Annotated in this window: 25 protein-coding genes; 5 read left to right on the top strand and 20 right to left on the bottom strand. The window is 39.3% G+C overall.

All coding sequences use genetic code 11. The features are described 5' to 3' along the window. The 20 genes from ACXJIN_RS00205 to rpmH form a co-directional block, all read right to left on the bottom strand. Positions 1-1,097 (bottom strand): flagellar hook-basal body complex protein (locus tag ACXJIN_RS00205; RefSeq protein ID WP_456398471.1); only part of this gene is annotated, 1,097 nt, incomplete at its 3' end. Positions 1,098-1,101: 4 nt separating this feature from the next. Further along, positions 1,102-1,758 carry a flagellar hook assembly protein FlgD gene (locus ACXJIN_RS00210; RefSeq protein WP_456398472.1) on the bottom strand — a complete coding sequence of 219 codons (657 nt, stop codon included), beginning with the start codon at positions 1,756-1,758 and terminating at the stop codon, positions 1,102-1,104. A 2-nt stretch (positions 1,759-1,760) separates the two neighbouring features. Beyond that, positions 1,761-3,380, bottom strand: coding sequence for a flagellar hook-length control protein FliK (locus tag ACXJIN_RS00215; RefSeq protein ID WP_456398473.1), 1,620 nt, complete (start codon positions 3,378-3,380; stop codon positions 1,761-1,763). Further along, positions 3,377-4,024: a hypothetical protein gene (locus ACXJIN_RS00220; RefSeq protein WP_456398474.1), complete on the bottom strand. Its 648-nt coding sequence runs from the start codon at positions 4,022-4,024 to the stop codon at positions 3,377-3,379. The genes ACXJIN_RS00215 and ACXJIN_RS00220 overlap by 4 nt, the downstream gene beginning before the upstream one ends. Positions 4,025-4,140: 116 nt before the next feature. Next, positions 4,141-4,539, bottom strand: a complete 399-nt coding sequence (gene fliS / locus ACXJIN_RS00225) for a flagellar export chaperone FliS (protein WP_456398476.1) — start codon at positions 4,537-4,539, stop codon at positions 4,141-4,143. Then, a complete protein-coding gene (locus tag ACXJIN_RS00230) occupies positions 4,532-5,065 on the bottom strand; it encodes a hypothetical protein (RefSeq protein WP_456398477.1) in 534 nt (177 codons plus the stop codon). The genes fliS and ACXJIN_RS00230 overlap by 8 nt, the downstream gene beginning before the upstream one ends. 137 nt (positions 5,066-5,202) lie before the next feature. Next, the gene (locus ACXJIN_RS00235) at positions 5,203-6,270 is read right to left on the bottom strand and encodes a hypothetical protein (protein ID WP_456398479.1); all 1,068 of its coding nucleotides are present in this window, start codon (positions 6,268-6,270) and stop codon (positions 5,203-5,205) included. Further along, on the bottom strand, positions 6,257-6,853 hold the full coding sequence (gene yqeK, locus ACXJIN_RS00240; protein ID WP_456398481.1) for a bis(5'-nucleosyl)-tetraphosphatase (symmetrical) YqeK: 597 nt from the start codon (positions 6,851-6,853) through the stop codon (positions 6,257-6,259). The genes ACXJIN_RS00235 and yqeK overlap by 14 nt, the downstream gene beginning before the upstream one ends. Further along, positions 6,825-8,075, bottom strand: coding sequence for a hypothetical protein (locus ACXJIN_RS00245; protein ID WP_456398483.1), 1,251 nt, complete (start codon positions 8,073-8,075; stop codon positions 6,825-6,827). The genes yqeK and ACXJIN_RS00245 overlap by 29 nt, the downstream gene beginning before the upstream one ends. Positions 8,076-8,087: 12 nt before the next feature. Next, entirely contained in the window at positions 8,088-10,133 is a 2,046-nt protein-coding gene (locus tag ACXJIN_RS00250) for an alpha amylase N-terminal ig-like domain-containing protein (protein ID WP_456398485.1), read from the bottom strand. Then, a complete protein-coding gene (gene cdd / locus ACXJIN_RS00255) occupies positions 10,130-10,522 on the bottom strand; it encodes a cytidine deaminase (RefSeq protein ID WP_456398487.1) in 393 nt (130 codons plus the stop codon). Before cdd ends, ACXJIN_RS00250 begins: the two co-directional genes overlap by 4 nt. Then, on the bottom strand, positions 10,512-11,825 hold the full coding sequence (locus tag ACXJIN_RS00260; RefSeq protein ID WP_456398488.1) for a hemolysin family protein: 1,314 nt from the start codon (positions 11,823-11,825) through the stop codon (positions 10,512-10,514). Before ACXJIN_RS00260 ends, cdd begins: the two co-directional genes overlap by 11 nt. Positions 11,826-11,863: 38 nt before the next feature. Continuing rightward, positions 11,864-12,319 (bottom strand): 23S rRNA (pseudouridine(1915)-N(3))-methyltransferase RlmH, encoded by a 456-nt coding sequence (locus ACXJIN_RS00265; protein WP_456398490.1) that lies wholly within the window; start codon positions 12,317-12,319, stop codon positions 11,864-11,866. Then, positions 12,291-13,427 (bottom strand): imidazolonepropionase, encoded by a 1,137-nt coding sequence (gene hutI / locus ACXJIN_RS00270; RefSeq protein WP_456398491.1) that lies wholly within the window; start codon positions 13,425-13,427, stop codon positions 12,291-12,293. Before hutI ends, ACXJIN_RS00265 begins: the two co-directional genes overlap by 29 nt. Before the next feature lie 58 nt (positions 13,428-13,485). Further along, positions 13,486-14,403, bottom strand: coding sequence for a glutamate formimidoyltransferase (gene ftcD / locus ACXJIN_RS00275; RefSeq protein WP_456398492.1), 918 nt, complete (start codon positions 14,401-14,403; stop codon positions 13,486-13,488). A gap of 7 nt (positions 14,404-14,410) precedes the next feature. Continuing rightward, positions 14,411-15,052 carry an RNA-binding cell elongation regulator Jag/EloR gene (jag, locus tag ACXJIN_RS00280; protein ID WP_456398494.1) on the bottom strand — a complete coding sequence of 214 codons (642 nt, stop codon included), beginning with the start codon at positions 15,050-15,052 and terminating at the stop codon, positions 14,411-14,413. Positions 15,053-15,060: 8 nt separating this feature from the next. Then, positions 15,061-16,434, bottom strand: coding sequence for a membrane protein insertase YidC (gene yidC / locus ACXJIN_RS00285; protein ID WP_456398495.1), 1,374 nt, complete (start codon positions 16,432-16,434; stop codon positions 15,061-15,063). Next, on the bottom strand, positions 16,431-16,670 hold the full coding sequence (gene yidD / locus ACXJIN_RS00290) for a membrane protein insertion efficiency factor YidD (RefSeq protein WP_456398536.1): 240 nt from the start codon (positions 16,668-16,670) through the stop codon (positions 16,431-16,433). Before yidD ends, yidC begins: the two co-directional genes overlap by 4 nt. A gap of 34 nt (positions 16,671-16,704) precedes the next feature. Continuing rightward, complete coding sequence (gene rnpA, locus ACXJIN_RS00295) at positions 16,705-17,073, bottom strand: ribonuclease P protein component (protein WP_456398497.1); 369 nt, start codon at positions 17,071-17,073, stop codon at positions 16,705-16,707. Further along, positions 17,070-17,204, bottom strand: a complete 135-nt coding sequence (rpmH, locus tag ACXJIN_RS00300) for a 50S ribosomal protein L34 (RefSeq protein WP_456398499.1) — start codon at positions 17,202-17,204, stop codon at positions 17,070-17,072. The genes rnpA and rpmH overlap by 4 nt, the downstream gene beginning before the upstream one ends. Before the next feature lie 226 nt (positions 17,205-17,430). Between rpmH and ACXJIN_RS00305 the strand changes: the two genes are divergently transcribed. Genes ACXJIN_RS00305 through ACXJIN_RS00325 form a run of 5 tightly spaced genes read left to right on the top strand, consistent with a single transcriptional unit; the run spans position 17,431 to position 21,809 of the window. Then, positions 17,431-17,982, top strand: coding sequence for a hypothetical protein (locus ACXJIN_RS00305; RefSeq protein WP_456398501.1), 552 nt, complete (start codon positions 17,431-17,433; stop codon positions 17,980-17,982). Then, a complete protein-coding gene (locus ACXJIN_RS00310; RefSeq protein ID WP_456398503.1) occupies positions 17,979-18,791 on the top strand; it encodes a carbon-nitrogen hydrolase family protein in 813 nt (270 codons plus the stop codon). The genes ACXJIN_RS00305 and ACXJIN_RS00310 overlap by 4 nt, the downstream gene beginning before the upstream one ends. Positions 18,792-18,806: 15 nt before the next feature. Next, a complete protein-coding gene (locus ACXJIN_RS00315; protein WP_456398505.1) occupies positions 18,807-20,732 on the top strand; it encodes a transketolase in 1,926 nt (641 codons plus the stop codon). Beyond that, positions 20,729-21,292, top strand: a complete 564-nt coding sequence (locus tag ACXJIN_RS00320) for an epoxyqueuosine reductase QueH (RefSeq protein ID WP_456398506.1) — start codon at positions 20,729-20,731, stop codon at positions 21,290-21,292. The genes ACXJIN_RS00315 and ACXJIN_RS00320 overlap by 4 nt, the downstream gene beginning before the upstream one ends. Further along, on the top strand, positions 21,264-21,809 hold the full coding sequence (locus ACXJIN_RS00325) for a PucR family transcriptional regulator (protein ID WP_456398508.1): 546 nt from the start codon (positions 21,264-21,266) through the stop codon (positions 21,807-21,809). The genes ACXJIN_RS00320 and ACXJIN_RS00325 overlap by 29 nt, the downstream gene beginning before the upstream one ends. The last annotated feature ends 8 nt before the right edge of the window (positions 21,810-21,817 follow it).

Genomic DNA, 21,817 nt, shown 5'->3' on the forward strand with positions numbered 1-21,817 from the left:
GTTCCGTCTGCCAGACGCGCATCCCAAGCCCACGCAGTACTTGTTGAAGAACCACTCACGGTTCCCAAATTCGTGAAATCTATGTACAAAGTGTACGCTCTTCCCAGCGAATCGTAAATTTGGGTTGACGTCGTGTAAACAGGATTTTCGTAGTTGGCGGTTACAGCGTTTGCGGTGTTGTCAGCTTCAGAGAACGTGATCGGACCGGATGTGGGTAAAGTAATGGCTGTTCCACTTATTATGTTTGTTGAAGATGAATTAGTTGTCAAGCTTATACTCGAACCACTTGTTATGTATATATCAGTCGGCGAAGTTCCGCCAGTCGATACAACGTTACCATATTGGTCAAGAGTTATAGTGCCACTTATAGAAGCATTTTGAATATTATCTCCAGAAGGTGCCTTCACGACTTTGGCGGTCCAATCGTAAGTTTTAGTGTTGGAAAATGGATCAAAATTATTCGTATCTAATTTAAAAGTGAATTGTACCGTATAACTTTTACCCTGATCATCTGTAACGGTTATAACTACAGGAGAGACTCCCGTGGTGGAGTCCAGGTTTCCCGCCGTTTTTATGTTTTCGGTTTTTTTGGCGGCCATCGTTTGATTGGCCGCGATCTTTATCTCACCGATTGGGTTGTTCGTATCGACGTGCCGATGACCCTGTGAATCTATTGAGGCCTCCCAACCCATTATCTTGTAGCCAGTTCCAGCTTGAACAAGCGTGCCATCCTCGTCCAAAGCGAAGTTACCAGCTCTGGTGTAAAAATCGCCATTTCCACTGTTGACGACGAAGAATCCATCGCCTTGAATGGCCAAATCAGTTTTCTTTCCTGTGTTTTGGAAGCTTCCCTGAGTCATGATTTGATCTATGGAAGCTATCTGCGTTCCCAATCCAACTTCCATTGGGTTGACACCTCCGAGGTTTCCCTGAGGGGCCCTTGCGGCTCTTAAAGCTTGTAAAAGCGCCGTTTCGAAGGTAACCCTTGAGGCTTTGTAACCAACCGTGTTCAAATTGGAAATGTTGTTTCCTATAACGTCCATATCCGTTTGTGAGGCTTGTAAGCCGGTTATTCCGCTGTACAGAGATCTAAGCATATAATCACCCCTTAGAGAGCTGTGTTATCTTTGACAAAGAATAGTCAACGCCGTTTATGGTAACGTATATTTGTCCATCTTCAAATTTCACCGCGCTTATCGTTCCACCCTTTGAGCCGCTTATCTGAAGGTGGGTTCCATCTTTTTCTATTGCTTCAATCTGAAAGGTGTACGTTCCATCTGGTACCTTCACGCCGTTGGAATTGGTTGCCGACCATTTGTAAAGGTGATGGCCTGCCTGAAGCCAACCGAGCTTTTCCGTATCTATCACTTTGCCAGATGAATCGTATATCTTCACGTACGTAAGAGCTTCCTTTGGCAATGAAAAACCTATCGTTCCACCTTTTCCTCCTATAACGTCCACTTCGTTTGAAAGAACGCTCGCCTTTTCTCCTATCAACGAAGCCGCTTGAAGCTGCATTGACGAGGAAAAATTGTTTTCAAACTTATCAAAGGCGTTTGCCAGATTCGTCGTTTGCTCCAAAGCGCTGAATTGTGCCATTTGCGAAACGAATTGGGTGTTGTCCATAGGTTTTAAGGGATTTTGATTTTCCATTTGTGTAACGAGCAATTTTAAAAAGGCGTCTTTTCCCAGCTGCTTTGAATTTTTCAAAGTGCCAACACTTAAATTGGGATTTATGTTATTCACTCCTCCGAACACCTTCACACCTCCTCTTTCCTGAATTCTTTGTATTCTTCATTGAAATTATTTCCTCTTTCCTCTTTCTTTCGTTCATTTTGTTCTCGCTTTTGTTCTTGATGGCTTTGACCACTGTCAAACCACTGCTGGCCATTTATTTGAACGTTGGTAACGTTGAAATTCAGATTTGAAAGCTGATTTGTCATTATAGGTAAAGCCATTTTCATGAGCTCACGCGTTTTATCATTCTCCACGCTCAGCAACAGCGATGTCTTTCCGGCTTTCTCCGTAACTTCAATGATGACTTTTCCAAGTTGTGGAGGATTTAACTGGATCTGAATCTTCAAAGGTGGCCTTTGATTTTCGAGAGCTTTTGAAATGGCCGTCACAACTTGTGTGGAAATGCTCTTAGGCATTTGAGGCGTTTTACTCGTGACATCACTTTTTACAACTTGACTAATTCCCTTTTCCCTGTTAAGCTGTGGAAGAGATCCGTAATCCTTTGAGACATCGTGTTTTTTGACGTATTCTATTTTTTCACGAAGGTGAACTTTGCTGAAATTAACTTTCATATGCCCATTTTCTTGTGAGCCCTTTGTGATTTTTACAACCACATTTTCAAAATCATCTCTTTTTTCTTGGAACTGAGAATTTTTTTGAAATTGGTTAGAATTACCGCTCTTGATACTTTTAAGCTTTTCATCTTCTTTTATTGTTGTGCCTTTCAATGAAGAAGTGGAATTAAGACGCTTTACAGCCTCGTTCTTTTTTTCATCTTTTCTTTCATCTTTCGAGTTGACGAAGATATTTTTCGCCATCTCATTTGAAGAAACTCTTTTTTGATCAGAATTCTTTTCGCTTTTTTCTTTTTCTTCTACGTTATTTGTCTGATCTTCCAAATTTTTATCAGCATGAATTCGAAAATTTTCACTTTTTTGAAGGGTAATGTTATTTTTTATGTTGTTTTTAGCGATATTTACGCTTTTAACAGCGTTTGACTTTCCTTTTCCCGCAATTTTGTCATTGTCATTCTTTTTTCTAATGGTAAAAAGAGCGTGTAGATCGTTTGATGTTTTCTTTTCTTCAACTTTTACATCTTTTCCTCTATAGGCATCGAAATTCTTTTCGCTTGTAGAAGTTTTTTCCTTATGAGAAACTTTCGAATTTGCTTCTTTTATATTTTTCTTTTCGTCTGTTTTGAAAAGATTACTTTTTGAATCATCAATTTTATTTTCTTTGGGCCTATCTTTTTCATCTAAACGCGAAAAAAGGGTCAACGCTTTCGCGTTTTTCCAAACGGCTTCCTTTGTTTCATCTTTCTTTTTAGCTACATCCGTTTTTACATTTTTAGAATGTTCATTGCCCGATTTTTTTACTTTATTTTTAGAACTTTTGCTTTGTTCAAGCAACAACGCAACATCGTCTTCCAATTGTGTGTTCACTTTGGAAGATTTTTTCTTTTTTCCCTTTTTTTCAACTTTATCTGTTCTTTTATTGAGCTTAACCTTTGCTTTGCTCACATCTTTTGCTTCGTTCTTCTTTAAAAAAGTGACGAATGGCTTTTGACCTTTCTTCTTGGCATCGACTCTTTTCACATCTTTGCCACCGTGTAAGGAAAGCAAAGACACAATTCGACTCTTCACTTTTTACCACCTTCCGCCAAAGCGTATATGATGGACGCCGCGAGTTTCGGATCGCTTTGCGCTATGGATTGCAGTATGCTGCCCGCCGTTTTTGGTGGCAGGCGCATAAGGGCATCCACTAAAACATTTATCGGTATTTTGGAGTTTGCCAATATTTTTCCTATTTTGGTAGGATCTGTGTTAGTTATCCATTGATTCAAAGTGGATAGTCTGTATTCATAACTTTGCTCCTTTTTAATCTTTTCGTTGAACTCCTTCATTTCAGAGTTCAATCTGGTTTGAGACGCTTGCAAGCTTGCTTCCATCTTTTGCAATTCTTCTCTTAAAGACTCAAGTTTTTTTCTTTCGTTTGCGAGCGAGGCCGCCTGTGAATCAAGGAGCTTTTGAAACGCATCGAGCCTTTTTTCAAATAATTCCTGATATGGCACCACCTTTAACGGTTTGTATTCAACCTTGCTGCTGAGGACTGGGATTTTTTTCATTAAAGACGCCGTGTAACTTTTGATATCCGAGAAGGGTTTTATGCCGTACAAGCTCAATCTATTCGTTTCAAAGTACAAATAACCTATCAAAAGTATGAATATACTTATAAGTAAGAACACCAAAAAGGATACGAAGATCATTTTTCCGCGTTTTTTCGACATCGTTTACCTCCTCGTATAATTCTTCCATCTTGATGGGAAATTATCCTAAATAAAAACCCGCCCATATGGCGGGTTAAAAAATTTTTTCTAACTTTGAATTCACTCGATTAAGCCGACTAAGCCGACGCGTTAAATCCTCCACTTTGCATCACCGCAGGGCGCACTTTCGATTTCTTTTCCACTTCTTTCCACGTTTCTAAAAGCTCTTCAACCAATTCTTTGGAAGTTTTGAGCTTTTCAACGTCGGCGTTTACATTCCCATCTATAAGTTCTCTATAAATGAAATCGTACAACGCACGCAGATTTTTAGAAATTTCCCCACCTTTTTCCATGTCCAAAATCGAATTCAGATAGAGAATTATATCTTCGGCTTTAACGATAGAATTATTTCTCACTTCGGCTTTTTCAATGTTGGAAATTGCCTTTTCTATCAAATCAATGACTTTCTCATACAACATCTCCACCAGTTTTTCCGGTGTAGCCGTTAATATCGCGTTTTGCGTGTACTCATCCATCTGACTTTCCTCCTTCGAGAATTCTTGAAAAGATCTCTTTGTAAGCTTCGGTTATTTTATTTACCCTCTTGCGTATCTCTTCTTTGTTTTCCAAAGCGGTAAAAGAATTTATCTCTTCAAACATTTCAAGTATATTTCGAGATTCTTCTTCACTTTCGATCTTTTTTCCAGCTGATTGAATTGAAAATATTGCATTTTCCATAACCTCAAAGCCACTCGAAATCTTTGAAAGGGTTTCGAATATGTGATCATCGTCTAAATTTTGGGATTTTATCCATTCTATGAATTCCAACGCGCTTTTTGCTATGTTCTTGATCCCCTCATCCAAAGAAATAAATCTTATGCTAACATTTTCTCCATCTTTAACAATGGCGCTTTCCAGATCAGACAAAGGAATTTTCCTCCCGTTGATCGAAACGGATTCCAGGATCTTACCTTCTGGGTAAATCTCTCCGATAATTTCTTCCAGTTTTACTTTTCCAGCGTACTTTCTCGATTCTTTTCCATTCACAACAACTTCAATCATACTCTCCCTCCGCCACTATATTCGACCGATTTTAAAAAAACTTAAATTCCCAATCTCTGCATCAATGATAAAAAAGCTCTTTAAAAAATCATTCTTTGTAATGTTCACGCACAATATGAGTCAAATCGTTTTTGTTTTCAATCTCCCACCAAAATTATAAAATCGCAATTTCCGAGATTGTAATAACCATTTAAAGCGGCGAACTCTTCCATTTCGTAATAAAATTCCAAATTTCTGAAATTGTCCAATTTGACAAATTTGAACTTTTTGTGAGGATACACTCTGTCAATTATTTTATTAACCGCATCTTCTTTGTAATCACCACTTTTGAGTTCGAAAATCAAATTCTCATTTCTCAAAGAGTACAAAAGCGGCACTGGAATTATACGAACGTTAAGCCCGCTTTTAGACCATTTATTCCATGTGGTGTACGAAAAAGCTTTTTTTGCCATCGATGAATTGTTAACAACGGTAAAACGTAGGGAAGTGGGCTTAAAAAATGGCGAGCAGTTCTGCAGTTCTATGGAAATATCTTTAAGCTTTGTGTCATCGGTTTTCAAAGTGCCATTTGAGTTGATAAAAGGATAATTTTCAATATGCACCTCCGGCTCTTTTTTCAAGAAGTTGACAAGCGCCAGGAATTTTGAAATGTTCAAGGAACTCTTAAAAGTCGCTGAAAAAGTCGGGTACAGTTCCAGCATATTCAGAGAGCCTTCTGTGGATATCAACGAAAGTACTCTATCGATTTTATAATTTCCTTCAAACTCGGAGTATCTCTTGATTTTTCTTCCTTGCGTTCTCAGACTTTTGCGCGCAAGTAAGTTTATGAATTTCTCAGCTTTTGAAGGTGTGAAAATGAAAAAAGCGGTAAATTTTATCTTTATCACATTTTCAATGCTTTTCATTGCAGCGTTTATTCCTTCTTTTTCATAAACAATGTTGAGTTTTTTGCCTTTTACAGATAGAGTCGGAGGAGTTTGAAATATTATCACATTTTTTGAAGTGAAATCCATTCCTACAATGTAAAAGCTTAAAGGTATCCCGCTCTCGTCTGTCATAACGCTGAAGATGTAAGCCTTTGAATTTGGGTATTGTTCAGAAAGGTTAAGAAAACCAATTTCAAAAAAAGGGTAAAGGGTTGTTGAAAAAGTTAGAAATGCCAGAGCTATCGAGGCAAAAGCGACTCCAAACTTAACGTATTTCATCCTCAAAAACACCCTTCATGTAATTCCAAGTTTCCACGCTTTTTACCAGAACTACAAAGTCGTTATCTAACGCGTACTTTATTTTGTTTTTTATCACTCCCTTATAGCCATCATCTAACGAGCGTTTTGCGCATTCTCTCAGCGTGTCCACACCAGGAAAATTTCTACCATGTTCAAGGGTATCCAACACGACAAGGGCTTTGACGATCCTGGAGTTGGTCGCCATTCCAGAGGTATGAAAGGCAACGGCGTCCAATATTTCTTGATCTTTAACATCAAAACGCCTCTTCAAAAATTCCGATGCCACCTTGCCGTGAAGTAAAAGTGGAAATGATCTTTCTTCTTGAGTTACGTTTATCTTCCATATTTTCGCAACTTTTAAAAGTTTTTCACCCTTCACGTCTCTGAAAAGATCGTGAGCGCATACCGCCACTAAAATCTTTTCAAGATCCAGGTTGTGAATTTCAGACAGCTTCACGGCATCCTCTTCCATACGTTGAATGTGAGCCGCCCGTTGACGGCTCACCATGTATTTTCTGTACTCTCTAAGGCGTTCAATAACTCGCTCGTACTTCGTAATCAAAGTTCTCCTCCGAATTGGCCCTTGCTTTTACATAAAAACGTATTTCATTTGCCGATATCCTTTGAATGTTCAAAGTTTTACTCATGACTTCTGAAGATTGGGGAACGTATTCGTAAATCCAAACGCTTTCTTCTTTGTTTGAATGGTTCACCACGTAAAATTTGTAATAATCTACAAAGCTTTCCTTCGACACAATAGAATGACGGACTTTCACATTTTTCACTTCAACGTTGAAATTTTCCCCGTAAGGAATTTCTAAAACGGAAGAGGCGGGACTATCCTGGACTTTGGCTTGCCCAAGGTAATACGAAATCCCATCCTTTTCATCGTAAATGCTAATGGTGCCAGCTGGAAGGTCAAATTCGTGTTTAATTCTTACCGCCTGCGAAACCTTTGTGAAATTTTGCGAAGGATTGTAGGCCACATTTATCTTTTCAACGTTCACTTTTTTTGAAAAGAGTGAAAGGTAGACCTTCGAATTGGCATCGAGTGTTTTTACAGTTCCAAAATTGTAAACTTTGTAACCTTCGTAAGAATTAAAAGAGGAATTCTCAAGAGTTTGTGGACTTCTTATTGCCAAAGATTTAGGGTATATTCCACTTTTTCGGAACTCTTCGAATTGTTTTCCGGCTACGAAAAAAAGATGGAAATTTTTAAACTCCGTGTCAGTTTCGTTCCATAAAAGAAGTTTGGCATCTAATGTGGAAGAATTCATACTTAGCGTGTAAAAGGCATTCCATCCTATGTTCGTACTTATGTAATTGTAAGAAAGTTGCGTCGCATTCGTGGAAACCACAAAGTAATTTTTCTCATCTGTTAAAATCGGGGATGGAAATATGTACTCTCCCACTGGAGAAAAATACACGTTTCCGGTGTGAGGGTTTTGTAAAATTTGTGGTCTTGCGGAAAGCAATTTAAGTGTTTTTACAGAACCGTCTTGAAATTTGAATTCCACCAATTTACCAACGTAAGCGTTTAAAAACGTCTGTAAGCTGCACGCTTCACCCTTATGATAACGGTACGATTTTATCGGAAGAGATGTGCTCAAAGAATTCTGAATTGTGAAGTTGGTGGTTGGAATTATCAAAAAACCATCTCTCCTTTGAACCTTATTCGAACTTATGAGAGCAAAATTTGAATAGACAACCAACGTTTCTCCCATTATTGACGTTGCGCTTACCACTAAAAGCAAGAAAAACAAAACCTTAATAGACTTTTTCATGGTTTTTCCTCCTCAGCGTTTTTCAAGTATCACGATCTGGTATGGTTTAACGGACAGGGTAAGAGCCCCATTATCACTTTTTACCAAGATTCCACTTATCAAATCTAAAAAAGTGCCGACCATTTTCATCTTTAACGTTTGTGTTTGTTCGGAAGCGTTCAAGAAAACGTACACCTGCTCCCGATCCGTGTACCTTTCAAAGGAGAAAAGTCCACCTTTTGCGAGCAAAGGTTTGTACTTTCCATACTTTATGGCATTAGAATGTTGACGTATTGATATCAATTTCTTGTACCAGTGGTAGATTTCCATATTCCATTGTCTTTTATTCCATATCATACACTTTCTGTTCATTGGATCTTTCCCGCCGGTAAGACCCACCTCATCCCCGTAATAAATCATAGGCGCGCCTATAAAGGTCATCTGTAAGCCAACCAACAATTTCATCTTTTCCACGTTTCCGTTTAGAATTGTGAGTGCCCTCGGCGTGTCATGGCTGTCTATCAAATTCCACAGCGAATTCCAGAGCTGTGGCGGATAAGTGTTAAGGTAATCGCTTGTTTCCTTCAAAAATGATTGCGCCGATGCGCCATAAACTACGTACGCGTAGGCGGCATCTTTAAAAAGGTAATTCATAGTCGAATTAAACGCTCCTTCATAGAACCAATTGGAAGCGTTAGACCATATTTCACCAACGTCCAGAGAAGAAGCGTTTTTTTCGTGTATCCAATGATAGAGCTTAACAAGAAAATCATTCGAGATCACATTCGCCGAATCTATTCTCCAGCCATTAACTCCTTTTTTCATCCAGAAGTCCACCACTCTTTTCAGGTAAGATTGAACATCTGGATTTTCCGTGTTGAGTTTTGGAAGGGACGGGTAGTTTTGAAATGTCAAGTAATCTCCACTTTCAACCTTTACGGGAAAGTGCTTCACAAAGTACCACTTCACGTATTTGGACTTTTTCTGGTTTTTTAATATATCCTGAAAAGCAAAAAAATTTGTTCCCGTGTGGTTGAAAACCCCATCCAAAATCCATTTTATACCTTCGGAATGCAACTTTTCAGTCAATTTTTCAAATGTTTGCAAAGTGCCAAAGTGCGGATCTACTTTTAAGTAGTTGGTGGTATTGTATTTATGATTTGAAGGGGACTGGAATATGGGGGTGGTGTACAAAACGTTTACTCCCAGATCTTTTAGATATCCAACTTTATCTATGATTCCGTTTAAGTCTCCACCAAAAAAGTTGTCGTAAGTTGGCTTATCACCCCAAGAAGACGTAAAAGGCGGATCGTTTGATCGATCGCCATTGAAAAACCTATCCACGAAGATTTCGTAAACGACCGCGCCCTTTGCCCAATATGGAGCGTTAAGAATTTCAACACTCGGATTTGAAAAGTTGAATGTAAAGCTCACGGGATTGTTAGAAAAGCCATTTGCACCGTAATAAAAAACTTTATTTCCGTCTTTCATCACGAAAATGTATTCAAACTTTGAACTTTTAGGGTGAAATGTAATCTCGTACCTATCTGTGTACTCGTCTAAACTACGCCTTTCCATTTTAAATTCATCATTTTTGTCTTTGAAGTAAACCGCTTTCACATCATTTTTTAAAGTGTCTATTGAAAAGTAAATTGTTTTTGTAGAAGCTGGATTGACGTAAACTCTACTTCTATCGTTGAAGATAACGTAATTCTTATGAATTATTCCATCCCCTCTAACGCCTTTTGGAGGGGAAAACGTGCCAACTGTCAAAATGGAGTAATAGCCTCCATGGCCGTTCAGTCTCCTTTTCGGGTTTGCCGGATCTGGAACAAGTTTTCCGTCCACCAAAAAGTCGTAAAAGTAAACCCCGTCAGGAACGTTGATTTGCGTCATCCACACGTTTTTAAAAACATTTTTCATCTTTCCAAGAGTTGGGGACCAATCGTTGAAAGTACCGACGACACAAACGGATTTAACCCCTTTGGGAGCTTTGTACGCAAAAAGAACATTCCTTGCCGTCATGGATACCGTAATTACGAATAGAAGAATTCCAACGAAAAATACGCTTTTCCTCAATTCGTATCCCTTCTCAAATCAAAAGCCCCAGGCAAAAGCGAACTCACATCTGTGATTTTAATCTTTCCAGAAGTGTTTGCAAGTACGACTTCGAAATTTCCAAATTCGGCCATTACCTGTCTACAAGCCCCGCAAGGAGAAACAACATCTTTGGTGTTCGCGATCACTGCAAGTCTTTTGAATTCCCTTTCTCCCTCGCTCACGGCCTTAAATATGGCTATTCTTTCGGCACACATGCTCAGTCCGAAAGATGAATTTTCCACATTTGCTCCTGTGTAAATCTTTCCTGATTTTGTCTCTAATGCCGCGCCAACTTTGAAATTTGAATATGGTGCGTAGGCGTTTTCCCTCGCTTTTTTTGCAATTTCGATCAACTCTTCACTTTTCATTGTCCTCAGATCCTTTCTTCAATCGAAGTTCGACTTTGAGTATCTGTTTCTTGTTAGATTCCAAAACCTTTGCTCTGAATTCGTCAGTATCCACAATTTCACCGGCTTTTGGAACCCTTTCAAAAACTTTGAGTAAATATCCACCAATCGTTTCAAATTCGCTTTCCGGAAATTCTATGTCTAATTCCCTTTCTATATCGTTTAAAGGCGTTAACCCACTCACCAAATACGTGTATTTGTCCTTTTTTACTATCATTTCTTCTTCTCCTTCAACGTCGAATTCATCGAATATTTCACCTGTCATTTCTTCCAAAACATCTTCCAAAGTAACAATTCCCGCTGTTCCTCCGTATTCGTCCACGACGATCGCTATGTGCATCTTCATACGACGCATTTCCTGAAGCAAGTCATCTATCTTTTTTGTCTCCGGCACGAAGTATGGATTTCTCATCATCTTTTTAACCCTTATTTCTTCTAACTTTTTTTCACTTTGAGAATTCAAAACAGATAAGATGTCCTTTGCGTAACATATACCTACAATCTGGTCAATGCTATTTTCATAGACTGGCAAACGTGAAAACTTCGACTCATCAAATACTTTAACCGCGTCAAGTAAACTTTTTTCTGCCATTATTCCAACTATTTCAACCCTTGGGACCATGATTTCTCTAACGTAAGTATCCTTTAAAGTTAAAGCTCCTTTTACAAGCACACTTTCCTGCTCTTCTATTACTCCTTGATCCTTACCCATATCTATGTTGAAAAGTATTTCTTCCTGTGAGATAAAGGGTTCTATCTTTGGCTTTCCTATAAATACCCTTATAAGAAAAACGGAAAATGCCGTCAGTACCCATGTCAAAGGACGTAGTATGAAATCTATTACCTTAATAACGGGAAATGAGTGCCCAAAAAACTTTGGAGCGTTCATTCTGGCGTACAATTTTGGTGTAATTTCTCCAAAAACAACTATCAAGACGGTCACTACGACTGTCACAACTGCAACCAATTTCGAATCTGAAGTTCCCTTAGGAAACAACTGTATGGCTAAAACAGTTGCCAATGATGATAAGAAAACGTTCACAACGTTGTTCATTATCAGGATCACGGTTAGATACCTGTTAGAAATTTTCAAATTCTTTTCAAAATCACGTGATGTGGTGTCCATGGCATCTACCAATTTTTTTCTGCTAACACTCATCATGGCAGTTTCTGAAGCAGAAAAGAAAGCGGAAAGCACAAGAAAAATCAGCAAAGAAATCAATTCCCAAACGATCGTAGGGTTACTCAGAGGATCTGGATCCAACTCTTAAACGACCTCCTTTTGATCTTCATTCGAATTCTTCAGTGGTTGTACGATTGTCCGTACACTATTTTCATTGCCCTGTACAACTGTTCAGCCAGGATCACAAGAGACAAAGAATGGGTAAATGTCAAACGGGATAAGGAGATGGTCATTTCGGCTTTCCTTTTCACTTCGTCGCTTACACCGAAAACTCCTCCTACCACAAATATCAAATCGTCTCCCCGATCCAAATGTTCTTTCACCAATTTGGAAAAACCTAAAGTATTCTTCTCTTGCCCACTCACATCTAAAAGTATGTACTTTTCGTTTTGAAGATGCTTTATCAGCCTTTCGGATTCTTCCTTAATGATCTTTTCTCTGATCTTTGAACGTGATGCGGGCAATGAAACGATCTCCGTTTTATGAAATCTATTGCATCTTTTCACGTATTCATTAAAGCCATCTTTTGCGAAAGAATTCTTTATTTTACCAGGAAATACTATCTTTATTTTCAAAGACTTTTCTCCCATTTTTAAACACAATCTTCAAGTTTTCTTCAGTTGGCAAGTATGGAATATAATCCAGTGATGGAATATCCAAGAGAATGATATCGGCTTGTTTTCCGACTTCTATGCTGCCAAGTTTTTCACTCATTCCAAGTACGTAAGCCGAATTCAACGTGTAAGCGCTTATGGCTTCTTCCACACTCATCTTTAAATGATTTACGGCAAGATGTATTATGAAAAATGGAGAATAAAACGTATTCGAACCCGGGTTAAAATCAGATCCCAAAGCTACATAAACACCATTATCTAAAAGTTTTCTTGCCGGTGCGTAATCCGTTTTAAGAAAAAAGCTGGTGGCTGGCATTAAAACCGCCATAGTTTTGTTGGCAGCTAATACAGGTATTTCATTCTCTTTTATCTTCAAGAGATGGTCTACACTTACGGCGCCAATCTGTGAGGCCATAGCGGCAAAACCATTTTCAGACAATTCTTCCGCGTGCGCTCTCACTTTAAAGCCGAGCTCTTTAGAATATCGCAAGAGTTCGTATGAAAATTCAACGGAAAAAGCCCCCTCGTCGCAAAAAACATCCACAAACTCTGCCAATTCTTCTTCCCTTACGAACTTCAGTGTTTCTTTTAACTCAAGAAGATACGCTTTTTCTCCCTGTGGGGGAACCGCGTGGGCTCCCAAAAAAGTGGCCACCACATTTTGTGGAATTTTTGAAGAAAGCTCTTTTATCGCCTTGAGCTGTTTGATCTCGTCTTTTTCATTTAACCCGTAACCACTTTTGCATTCAAATGCGGTTACTCCCGCTTTTAATAACCACCGTGCGTGCTTTTGGGCGCTTTGCACTAAATCTTCAATGGACGCTTTTCTCACGAGATTGACGGTTGAATATATTCCTCCCCCATTTTTTAACAGCTCTTCATAGCTTTTTCCTTCAGCTCTCAGGATGAACTCTTTCGATCTTTGCCCAACAAACGGAATATGAGTGTGAGCATCCACAAACCCCGGTAAAGCAAACATACCCTTTCCGTCCATTTCATATCTGGCGGGAAGGGCCTTTGTTACGGAAATTATGTTACCATCTTTAATTGATATTGTACCTTCAAACACCTTCAAACTTCTCGAAGGCGTTTTTCCAGTGGGAGTGGCGATCTTAACGTTAAAGATGTTAAGATCTGCTAAGTTCGTCGAGGAGCCTATTTTCGATCACTCTTTCAGAGCTGAAATCGTCTATACCAAGGTAAAAATTCATCGTTCTTACCAGAGTGTCCATCGGAACCATTCCAATAATTTCAGACCCAGCCACTTCAACTCCGTAACGTTGAGCCTCCCTCTTTATCGTTTCAAAAACCCTGAAAAGAGGTGTTTTTTTGTAATTCGTCATGTTCATGGACACCTGTACCATACCTTTTTCTTTTAAATCCACTCCCATGGCTTTGACAAATCTGTAACCTCCAGATGAATGTCTCACAGCTTTGGCTATTTTGTTGGCTATCTCCACATCGGTAGTTCTCAAGTTAACGTTAAACGCTATCAAGTACTCGCGTGCGCCAACCGCAACGACACCGGCACTTGGATGAACGGTAGACGGTCCGAAATCCGGCGCCCATTTAGGAGACTTTATCTTTTCAAAAAAACCTTCGAATTGCCCCTTTCTTATATTAGAAAGATTTTCCCTTTCTGGAGAAGTAGCGGATTTTTCGTAAAGATACACAGGTATATTCAATTCTTCTCCAATGCGTTTTCCGACCTTTTTGGATATTTCAACACACTCTTCCATTGTGACGTTTTTTATGGGAATGAATGGGATCACATCAACGGCTCCCATTCGCGGATGAGCACCTGTGTGGTGACGCAAATCTATAAGCTCTTCAGCTTTTTTTGCCATTTTAAAAGCGGCCTCTGCCACGGCTTCCGGCTCTCCAACTATGGTGACAACAGAGCGGTTGTGATCTCTATCCATAGACCAATCAAATACCCACACGTTGTTTGTTTCTTCGGCTTCTTTTACGATCTTTACAACCACTTCTTCTCTTCTTCCCTCACTGAAATTCGGTACTGATTCGATTATTCTTTTCACCCTCATGCGCCTCCTATCTTCGCACACCGTTTTTTACGGCTTCTATCACAACATATCGGTAAGGTTCAGTTCCCACGGAATAAGAGCGAACATCGTCAAAATGCGATAAAACTTCATGAACGATTTTCCTTTCACGGCTGCCCATTGGTTCAAGCGATACCTTCCTCGTTCCCCTTCTGATCTTTGAAACAGCGTTTTCAGCGATTCTTCTGATGAGTTCCTCTTTTCTTTCTTTGTAATCGTTAATGTCCACGAAGACCGATATGTGGTGATCGTTCTTTTTGTTCAAATAAACTGAAAGCATGTGTTCTACGGCACTCAGCGTACGACCGTGTTTTCCTATAAGCTCTGCAAGCGCTTCAACACTTTCGATCTTAACGGAATAAACCGTCATCGTTCGGACGATTTTCACTTCTATTTTGTACTCTACGCCGTAGAATTCCATCAAAGTAGTCAAGAAGTTCTTTATCAATCGAATGTTGTAATTATCATTGAGAGTTACGCGTATCTCGGCATCTTTAGCGCCAATTCCCAAAAAACCTTTTGACGGTTCTTGCAATACTTCGTAATCTACTTCCTCCTCAAAAACTCCAAGATCTTTTAGGGCACTTTCGAGACATTCAGAAACACTTTTGCCCTTGTATATTTTTTCCATCCCCTCACTTACCTCCTACCGTATTTTCTTTTTGGATTCATTCCAAAAAGTTCTCTAATACTAATACCCTGAATGTGGTACATTTTAGCGACTATGTAAGTTGTAAGAAGCTGCATGGCTGAAAATGTGGCGTAGTAAAGAAAAAGCCCGACGGGAAATCCTATAAACAAAAATTCCATAACGCTGAACATCGCAATACTCTGCCACGCCTGTTTGGCGTTCGTACTTGTCCACAATGTTGACCACGCTGTGAGCAAAACTATAAGTAACACGAGGATAACGTTAGGCTGGAATCCACCTAACGATAGGTCACTCCAGATTAAGAATTGCCCATTGTAAGCGAAAGCCTCCTTCGAATATATTATTGCGTAGTAAAGTAAAAAGAGCACTGGCAATTGAACGACGGACAACAAACAACCGCTTGCCGGATTCGTTCCTTCTGATTTGTACAACTTCATCAGTTCTTCTTGTTGTTTTTTCGGGTCTTTATACTTTTTCTGGATTTCTTTTACCTTGGGCTGTATCTTTCTCATCTGAATCATCGATTTCATTTGGGCATGGGAAAGGGGATAAATGGCTAGCCTGACAAAAACGGCAAAAATTATTATTGCCCAGCCGTAATTTCCACTCCAGGAATAAATCCAATTCAGTATGTCTACAAAGAGATACATGAACCATCCGTACCATGGTTCTGACTTTGGATACTCTTTCAAAAGTTCCAAAATTACATTTTTCTCATGTGGAAAAAGGGCGAAAATTTCAGAGTTCTTTACAGGCCCAAGATACGCGATCGCCTTTACGTTAGAAGTGAAAGTGATAACACCATTACTTTTGAATTTTCCGCTTTCCGCCTTCGAAATGATGATGTTTTTGTACCCTGAAGAATAAGTTGCGAAAAGCTCTCCGTTTTCTCGTACTCTGTTGAATTCTGGCATCAAAGTTGGAAAATGCAAATTCATCTTTAAACCCTTCGGAGCGCTAACGGACACTTTTATTTCGTAATTCGGACCATTCACGAAAGTTATGGTCTTCTTTATTTCTTGACCTTTATATCGATAAAAGAAGTTTACCGAAACGTTTGAAGTCGTCTCAAAATTTTTCTTTTTTCCGTTAACGTTCCAGGCGTAAGGAGTCAACTTGGTGTCGGAAGCGTACAGATCAAAACCGTCGCCTCCGTACACCCAAAAGAGTTGATTTCTCTTAAAGGCGAGATATCCTTTTTTTAAAAGGCCATTCTTTACGTCCAAAACGTAGGTGTATATCTTGGTTTTAACCGTCAAATTTGTGGAAGAGACAGAAACCTTTACACTTGGAATTGCAAAAGCGATCAAAGTCGTTGTAAACAACAGAAGAGCAACTGCAATGAAATATTTTTTTGTCACATTCTTTTCCTCCTAATTTTGAATTCCATTGGAACTGGATCTTCTCCACCTTTGTTAAAAGGATTGCAGCGCAATACTCTCCACGTAGACAAAAGAAGACCCTTCGCCAGTCCAAAACGTTGAAGGGCTTCTATTGTGTATGTGGAGCACGTCGGAGTAAACCTACACGTAGGCGGTTTCAGCGGAGAAATGTATTTCTGATAAAAACGTATTGCCTTTATAAGAATTTTTTCGATTTTCACATACTCCCCTCAAAAAACGAAATACTTCTCACAATTCAACTTTTTCGCTACGAAATACCTCTTTCTTCAAGAATTCTTTCAAAGCATTAGAAAATTCCTCAAATGTTATTCTTTCAAACTCTTTTTTCAATTCCCTTCTTGGAAAGATCACAACGTCTACACTTTCGGCGTTTTTCATCTTTCTAAATGTTTCCCTTACATACCTTTTGAATTTATTTCTTACGTGAGCTTTTCCGAATTTTCTTGATACCACTATTCCAATTCTTGCGAAATTCTCGTCATTCTCAACGTACTTTGCGATGAACCACTCGCCTTTTACCACGTTTCCTTCCTGAAAAACCTTTTCGAAATCTTTTTTCTTCTTTAGACGTCTTTCGGGGCCTAATCCCTCATTCACACCGCTATTCTTTTCCTTCCGCTTCTTCTTCTGTTGTTCAATATCTTTCTTCCAGATTTTGTCTTCATTCTCGCCCTGAATCCATGGGTTCTCGCTCTTTTAAGTCTTTTGGGTTGATAAGTTCTTTTCACTGTAAAACACACCTCCTGAATGTTGTCTTCTCTATTCAAAAATAAACATGTTCGCTAAATTATATCATCACAATCTCCAAAACTCAACACTTTTAGAGTGAAAGATGTGTTAACATCTTGCAAGCAAAAAACCGATGATTTTCGTGGAGATAATGAATTGAAAAATGATATAATTTATTTGGTTTAACATGTAAGTGCATCACTTAAAAAGTGAGGCGAATTTTAAGTGAAGATCTTTATGGGACCAACTATTGTAGCTGAGGAATTCGGCGATTTTGAAGTAGGCGTGACGTTCCAAAATTTACCGCTTTCAGTGGGAAAGTGGATCGTTTTTTCGCAAAATGGTGTATCGTTGCACAAAATTTCTGGAAAAAGGGGAAGAAGTTGGCGTATTCCCAGCGCTCTTGACGATTTGATATTCGAGATAGGCGGTAAGAAAATCGCCATTCTTTATGGGAAAGAGATGAGAATAAGAAAACTCCTAAGAAGACTTTCTGAACAAAAAGTGAGCCTCATAATAGGATACCTTGAGCTAGAACGTTACAATTCTCACCAATTAGTGGCAAATGGATGGGGAGCTTCTCAGGTGAGTGAAGTCCCAACTATCTTGCTGTCTCGTTTGAATGAAAAAGTTGGATATTCTTTCTTTCTCAAGGAGCAAAACATGAAAAGTGGAATAATATTTTTACACGAACTTTATTCTTTCGTAGAAGTTCCTCCCATTTGCGATGATAAAGAAGTCAAACAAGACAGGGAATTTAAGGGAGACAGCAAATGAAAAATATTTTTCTTTCGTTCTTGCTTCAACATAGAATGAAATTCAAATCATTCTTCTCTTCATCAAGGAATAAAGCACGTGACGTAAAGATCACAAGAGTAGCAGCTATACAAGACGAATTCCGTACCTTTAAAAGTGCGAAGGATTTTTACAAACATGTTCATGAAGTCGTGTTACAAGCAAAAAATGAAGGGGCGCAGTTGATTTGCTTCCCTCAAGGAATGAATTTGGAACTCAATCCCATTTCATATAAGCGCATGAATTCGTTACAAAAGAAGAAAATATTTGAAGTTTACACTTCAATTTTCAAAGATATTTCTTGCCTTGAAGAAGTTTACATAGAAGAAAGTTCTGTAAACGAGGGAATTTTTATGGGGCGTATTTGGACACCTCAAGGTGAAATGATGAGCGAAAAAATGGTAGAATGTGATGAAAAAAAGATTTACGTTTCTCAGTTCGATTCCGACTTCGACGAAGAATTCGATCTTGGGGCTAGCGTTTACCTTTTCCCGCGTTTTGGAAATGTGGGACACCGAGAAAGAACGATTAGCAAAGCCTGGATGCTTGCCCAACAGGATTACGTTTTTTCCGTAGAAAGTAAGCTGGTTGGAAATTATTCAAATAAAAAGCTTATTGGAAGAAGCGCTCTGTACGCTCCTTTAGAGTTGACAAAGCTTGGTGATGGAATACTGGCCATTTCGAATTCTTCAGATGAAGGGGAAGTGGTAGTGGCAGATGTGAATTTTGACGCTCTCAATGAATTGAAATGGATGTCAAAACTAAGTGATTACGAACGAGTGTTGTTCTAAAATGGAGGTGTTTGTATGCTAAAGACGCATTTTGAAGAGGAAAAACTTTCGGAAAAGAAGATAAGAGAGTTGGAAGAACTTGCCCGCTTGTGCAGGGGAGATATATTGAAGATGACCACAGTTGCAAAATCCGGCCACCCGGGAGGTTCAATGAGTTCGATAGACATATATTTGACGGTTTTTTCAAACGCGGCTATAGATCCAAAAGATCCATTCAATCCACAGAGAGACAGGATAATAGTGAGTCACGGTCATACTTCCCCGGGAGTGTATTCTGCGCTGGCAAGGCTGGGCTTTTTTGACATAGACGAGGTTATAGCCGGATTCAGATACGCCAATTCCCCTTACGAAGGACATGTGACGAGAGGAATACCCGGCGTAGAATGGTCGACCGGAAATTTAGGTCAGGGCTTAAGCGCAGCGTGTGGAATGGCTTTGGCTTCCAAAATAACGGGAAACGACTATCATGTGTTTGCGCTTATGAGCGATGCTGAGCAGGCAAAAGGACAGGTAGCGGAGGCTAGAAGATTTGCCAAGAAGTATGGACTTTCTAACATAACGGTTGTAATAGACTACAACGATGCTCAAATAAGCGGTCATATGAGAAACATAATGTACGTCAATTTGAGGGCAGAGTATGAAGCGGCGGGTTGGCGCGTGTTGGAAGTTGATGGACACGATTACGCTCAAATCTACAACGCCGTGAGGTATGCCATTCACAACAAAGATGTTCCAACTGCCATTTTGGCAAGGACCATTATGGGGAAGGGAATTTCGTTCATGGAAGATGATGTGACTTATCACGGTAAGCCTCTCAGCATGGAGGAATGTGATAAGGCTTTGAAAGAGTTGGGTCTGGAAAACGATCTCGAAAAATACATTGAGATGAGAAAAACCTTTAACAAGCCTCATTACGAAATACCAACGTACGAAATAAAGGTGGACACTGGAGAACCAAGAATATACGATGTGACTCAAAAAGTTGCAAACAGGGACGCCTTCGGGCGCGCACTGGCAGACATAGTTTTTTTCAATGAAAAGAAAAAAGACAATACGCCTGTAGCAATCTTAGATTGCGATTTAAAACCTTCTACAAAAACCAATATGGCTGAAAGTGTGGTGCCAAACTCTTTTTGGCAGGTTGGGATTCAGGAACACAATGCAGCCACCATTGGAGGTGCCCTTTCCTCTCAAGGCGTGGTAACATTTTTCAGCGATTTTGGGGTTTTCGGGATAGACGAAACCTACAACCAGCATAGGCTTAACGATATAAATCACACCAATTTGAAATTGGTCGTCACGCACGTTGGAACGGATGTTGGCGAAGATGGTAAAACTCACCATTGCGTTGATTACACGGGCGTTTTAAGAAATCTTTACCACTTTAAACTCATCGTGCCACAGGATGCCAACCAAACCGATAGGGTTATCAGGCACATAGCTCAAGTGTATGGAAACTACGCAGTGGCAGTTGGAAGATCGAAGATACCCGTCGTAAAAAAGAAAAACGGAGAAGCTTTCTTTGGAGAGGACTACAAATTCGAATACGGAGAGTGTGATCTATTCAGAGAAGGAGAAGATGTTACCATATTCTCTTATGGGCAAACCTCTCACATAGCCGTTTTGGCCGCGGACGAATTGGAAAAAGAAGGAATAAAAGTGAGTGTCGTAGGCGTACCATGTCCATTTGATCTTCCAAAATGGATAGGAAAGTACATAGCTTCAAAACATGTTATAACTTTTGAAGATCATAACGTTCATACTGGATTGGCCGCCGTCATCTCTGAATTCATAACGGAAAATGGCACTTATCCGAAAACATTTGATAAAATAGGCTTGAGTGAATATACACGCTCAGGAGCGGCAAGTACGCTTTACGAAATGGAAGGACTTGATGTCGAATCGCTGAAAGAAAAAGTCAAAAAGGTGTTGAATAGATGAGAATACTTTTACACATTTGTTGTGCTCCCGATGCGACAACCGCTTACAAGCGGTTGTCGATCGAGCATGAGGTTGTTGGTTACTTTTTTAATCCGAATGTGCATCCCAGACAAGAATATGAAAGAAGAAAAGAAGCCGTCGAAAAGCTTTCAAAAGCGTGGAATTTTAAAGTTATCTATCCTCCATATGAACCAGACAAGTGGTTTAAAGCGGTGAAGGGTTTAGAGGATTTGCCGGAAGGAGGCATGCGTTGCAAGGCGTGTATAGCGTACCGTTTGAGAATGACAGCGCTAAAGGCAAAAGAACTTGGTTTCGATGCGTTTACAACTTCCTTGACGACAAGCCCTCATAAAGACGTTAGATTCATCAACGAAGTAGGCCCAAAAATAGGGAAAAGTGTTGGAGTCGAGTATTTTACGAGTATTTTTAGAAAGAAGGACGGCTTTCTTGAAAGCGTGAGATATTCAAAAGAGCTTGGTCTATATCGGCAAAATTACTGTGGGTGCATTTTCAGCATTAGAAAGGAAGAAGATGGACAGTTATTACGAAAGATTGGGTAAGAAACTGAAAAAAACGATAAATGCCGACGTTGCCATTATTTCGGAAAATGGGAAAACCCTTTTCACATCATTCAATATTGACGAAGAGGTAAGAGAAGCAGCTTTAATTGCCTTAAAGACGAAGGTAAGGGTTAGTATGGTAAAAGATGGTGCAAATGTTTTTGCCATTCCTTTAGATGGAAAAAATAAAATGGTATCTTTGATTTTGACTAATTTTGCCATTTCAGAAGACTCATTCGTTAATTTAATACTTGAAAATGTGAAATGTTTCTCTCCTACCGGCACTCTTTCATCAAATGAAAGATCAAAGATGGATGTGCTTCTTTCTCATGAAGAACTGGTAAAAACCCTCAAAGAATTTCTCGACAGCAATTTCAGCGTTATGAAAACGGCAATTTCTTTAAGTATTCACCGAAACACGGTTCTTTACAGATTGAATAAAATCAAAGAATTGACAGGTCTGGATCCCAAAAATCTAAAAGACGCTGTAAAACTTTATTCCCTTTTTGATGAATAGAAAAAGGA

This window comes from Mesoaciditoga sp., assembly GCF_054006115.1.

Excerpts from the sequence above, each read along its gene's own strand:
- ACXJIN_RS00220 (WP_456398474.1), bottom strand. The coding sequence starts at position 4,024 with ATGTCGAAAAAACGCGGAAAAATGATCTTCGTATCCTTTTTGGTGTTC.
- fliS (WP_456398476.1), bottom strand. The coding sequence starts at position 4,539 with ATGGATGAGTACACGCAAAACGCGATATTAACGGCTACACCGGAAAAA.
- ACXJIN_RS00230 (WP_456398477.1), bottom strand. The coding sequence starts at position 5,065 with ATGATTGAAGTTGTTGTGAATGGAAAAGAATCGAGAAAGTACGCTGGA.
- ACXJIN_RS00235 (WP_456398479.1), bottom strand. The coding sequence starts at position 6,270 with ATGAAATACGTTAAGTTTGGAGTCGCTTTTGCCTCGATAGCTCTGGCA.
- ACXJIN_RS00245 (WP_456398483.1), bottom strand. The coding sequence starts at position 8,075 with ATGAAAAAGTCTATTAAGGTTTTGTTTTTCTTGCTTTTAGTGGTAAGC.
- cdd (WP_456398487.1), bottom strand. The coding sequence starts at position 10,522 with ATGAAAAGTGAAGAGTTGATCGAAATTGCAAAAAAAGCGAGGGAAAAC.
- ftcD (WP_456398492.1), bottom strand. The coding sequence starts at position 14,403 with ATGAGGGTGAAAAGAATAATCGAATCAGTACCGAATTTCAGTGAGGGA.
- jag (WP_456398494.1), bottom strand. The coding sequence starts at position 15,052 with ATGGAAAAAATATACAAGGGCAAAAGTGTTTCTGAATGTCTCGAAAGT.
- ACXJIN_RS00310 (WP_456398503.1), top strand. The coding sequence starts at position 17,979 with ATGAAAAATATTTTTCTTTCGTTCTTGCTTCAACATAGAATGAAATTC.
- ACXJIN_RS00315 (WP_456398505.1), top strand. The coding sequence starts at position 18,807 with ATGCTAAAGACGCATTTTGAAGAGGAAAAACTTTCGGAAAAGAAGATA.
- ACXJIN_RS00320 (WP_456398506.1), top strand. The coding sequence starts at position 20,729 with ATGAGAATACTTTTACACATTTGTTGTGCTCCCGATGCGACAACCGCT.
- ACXJIN_RS00325 (WP_456398508.1), top strand. The coding sequence starts at position 21,264 with ATGGACAGTTATTACGAAAGATTGGGTAAGAAACTGAAAAAAACGATA.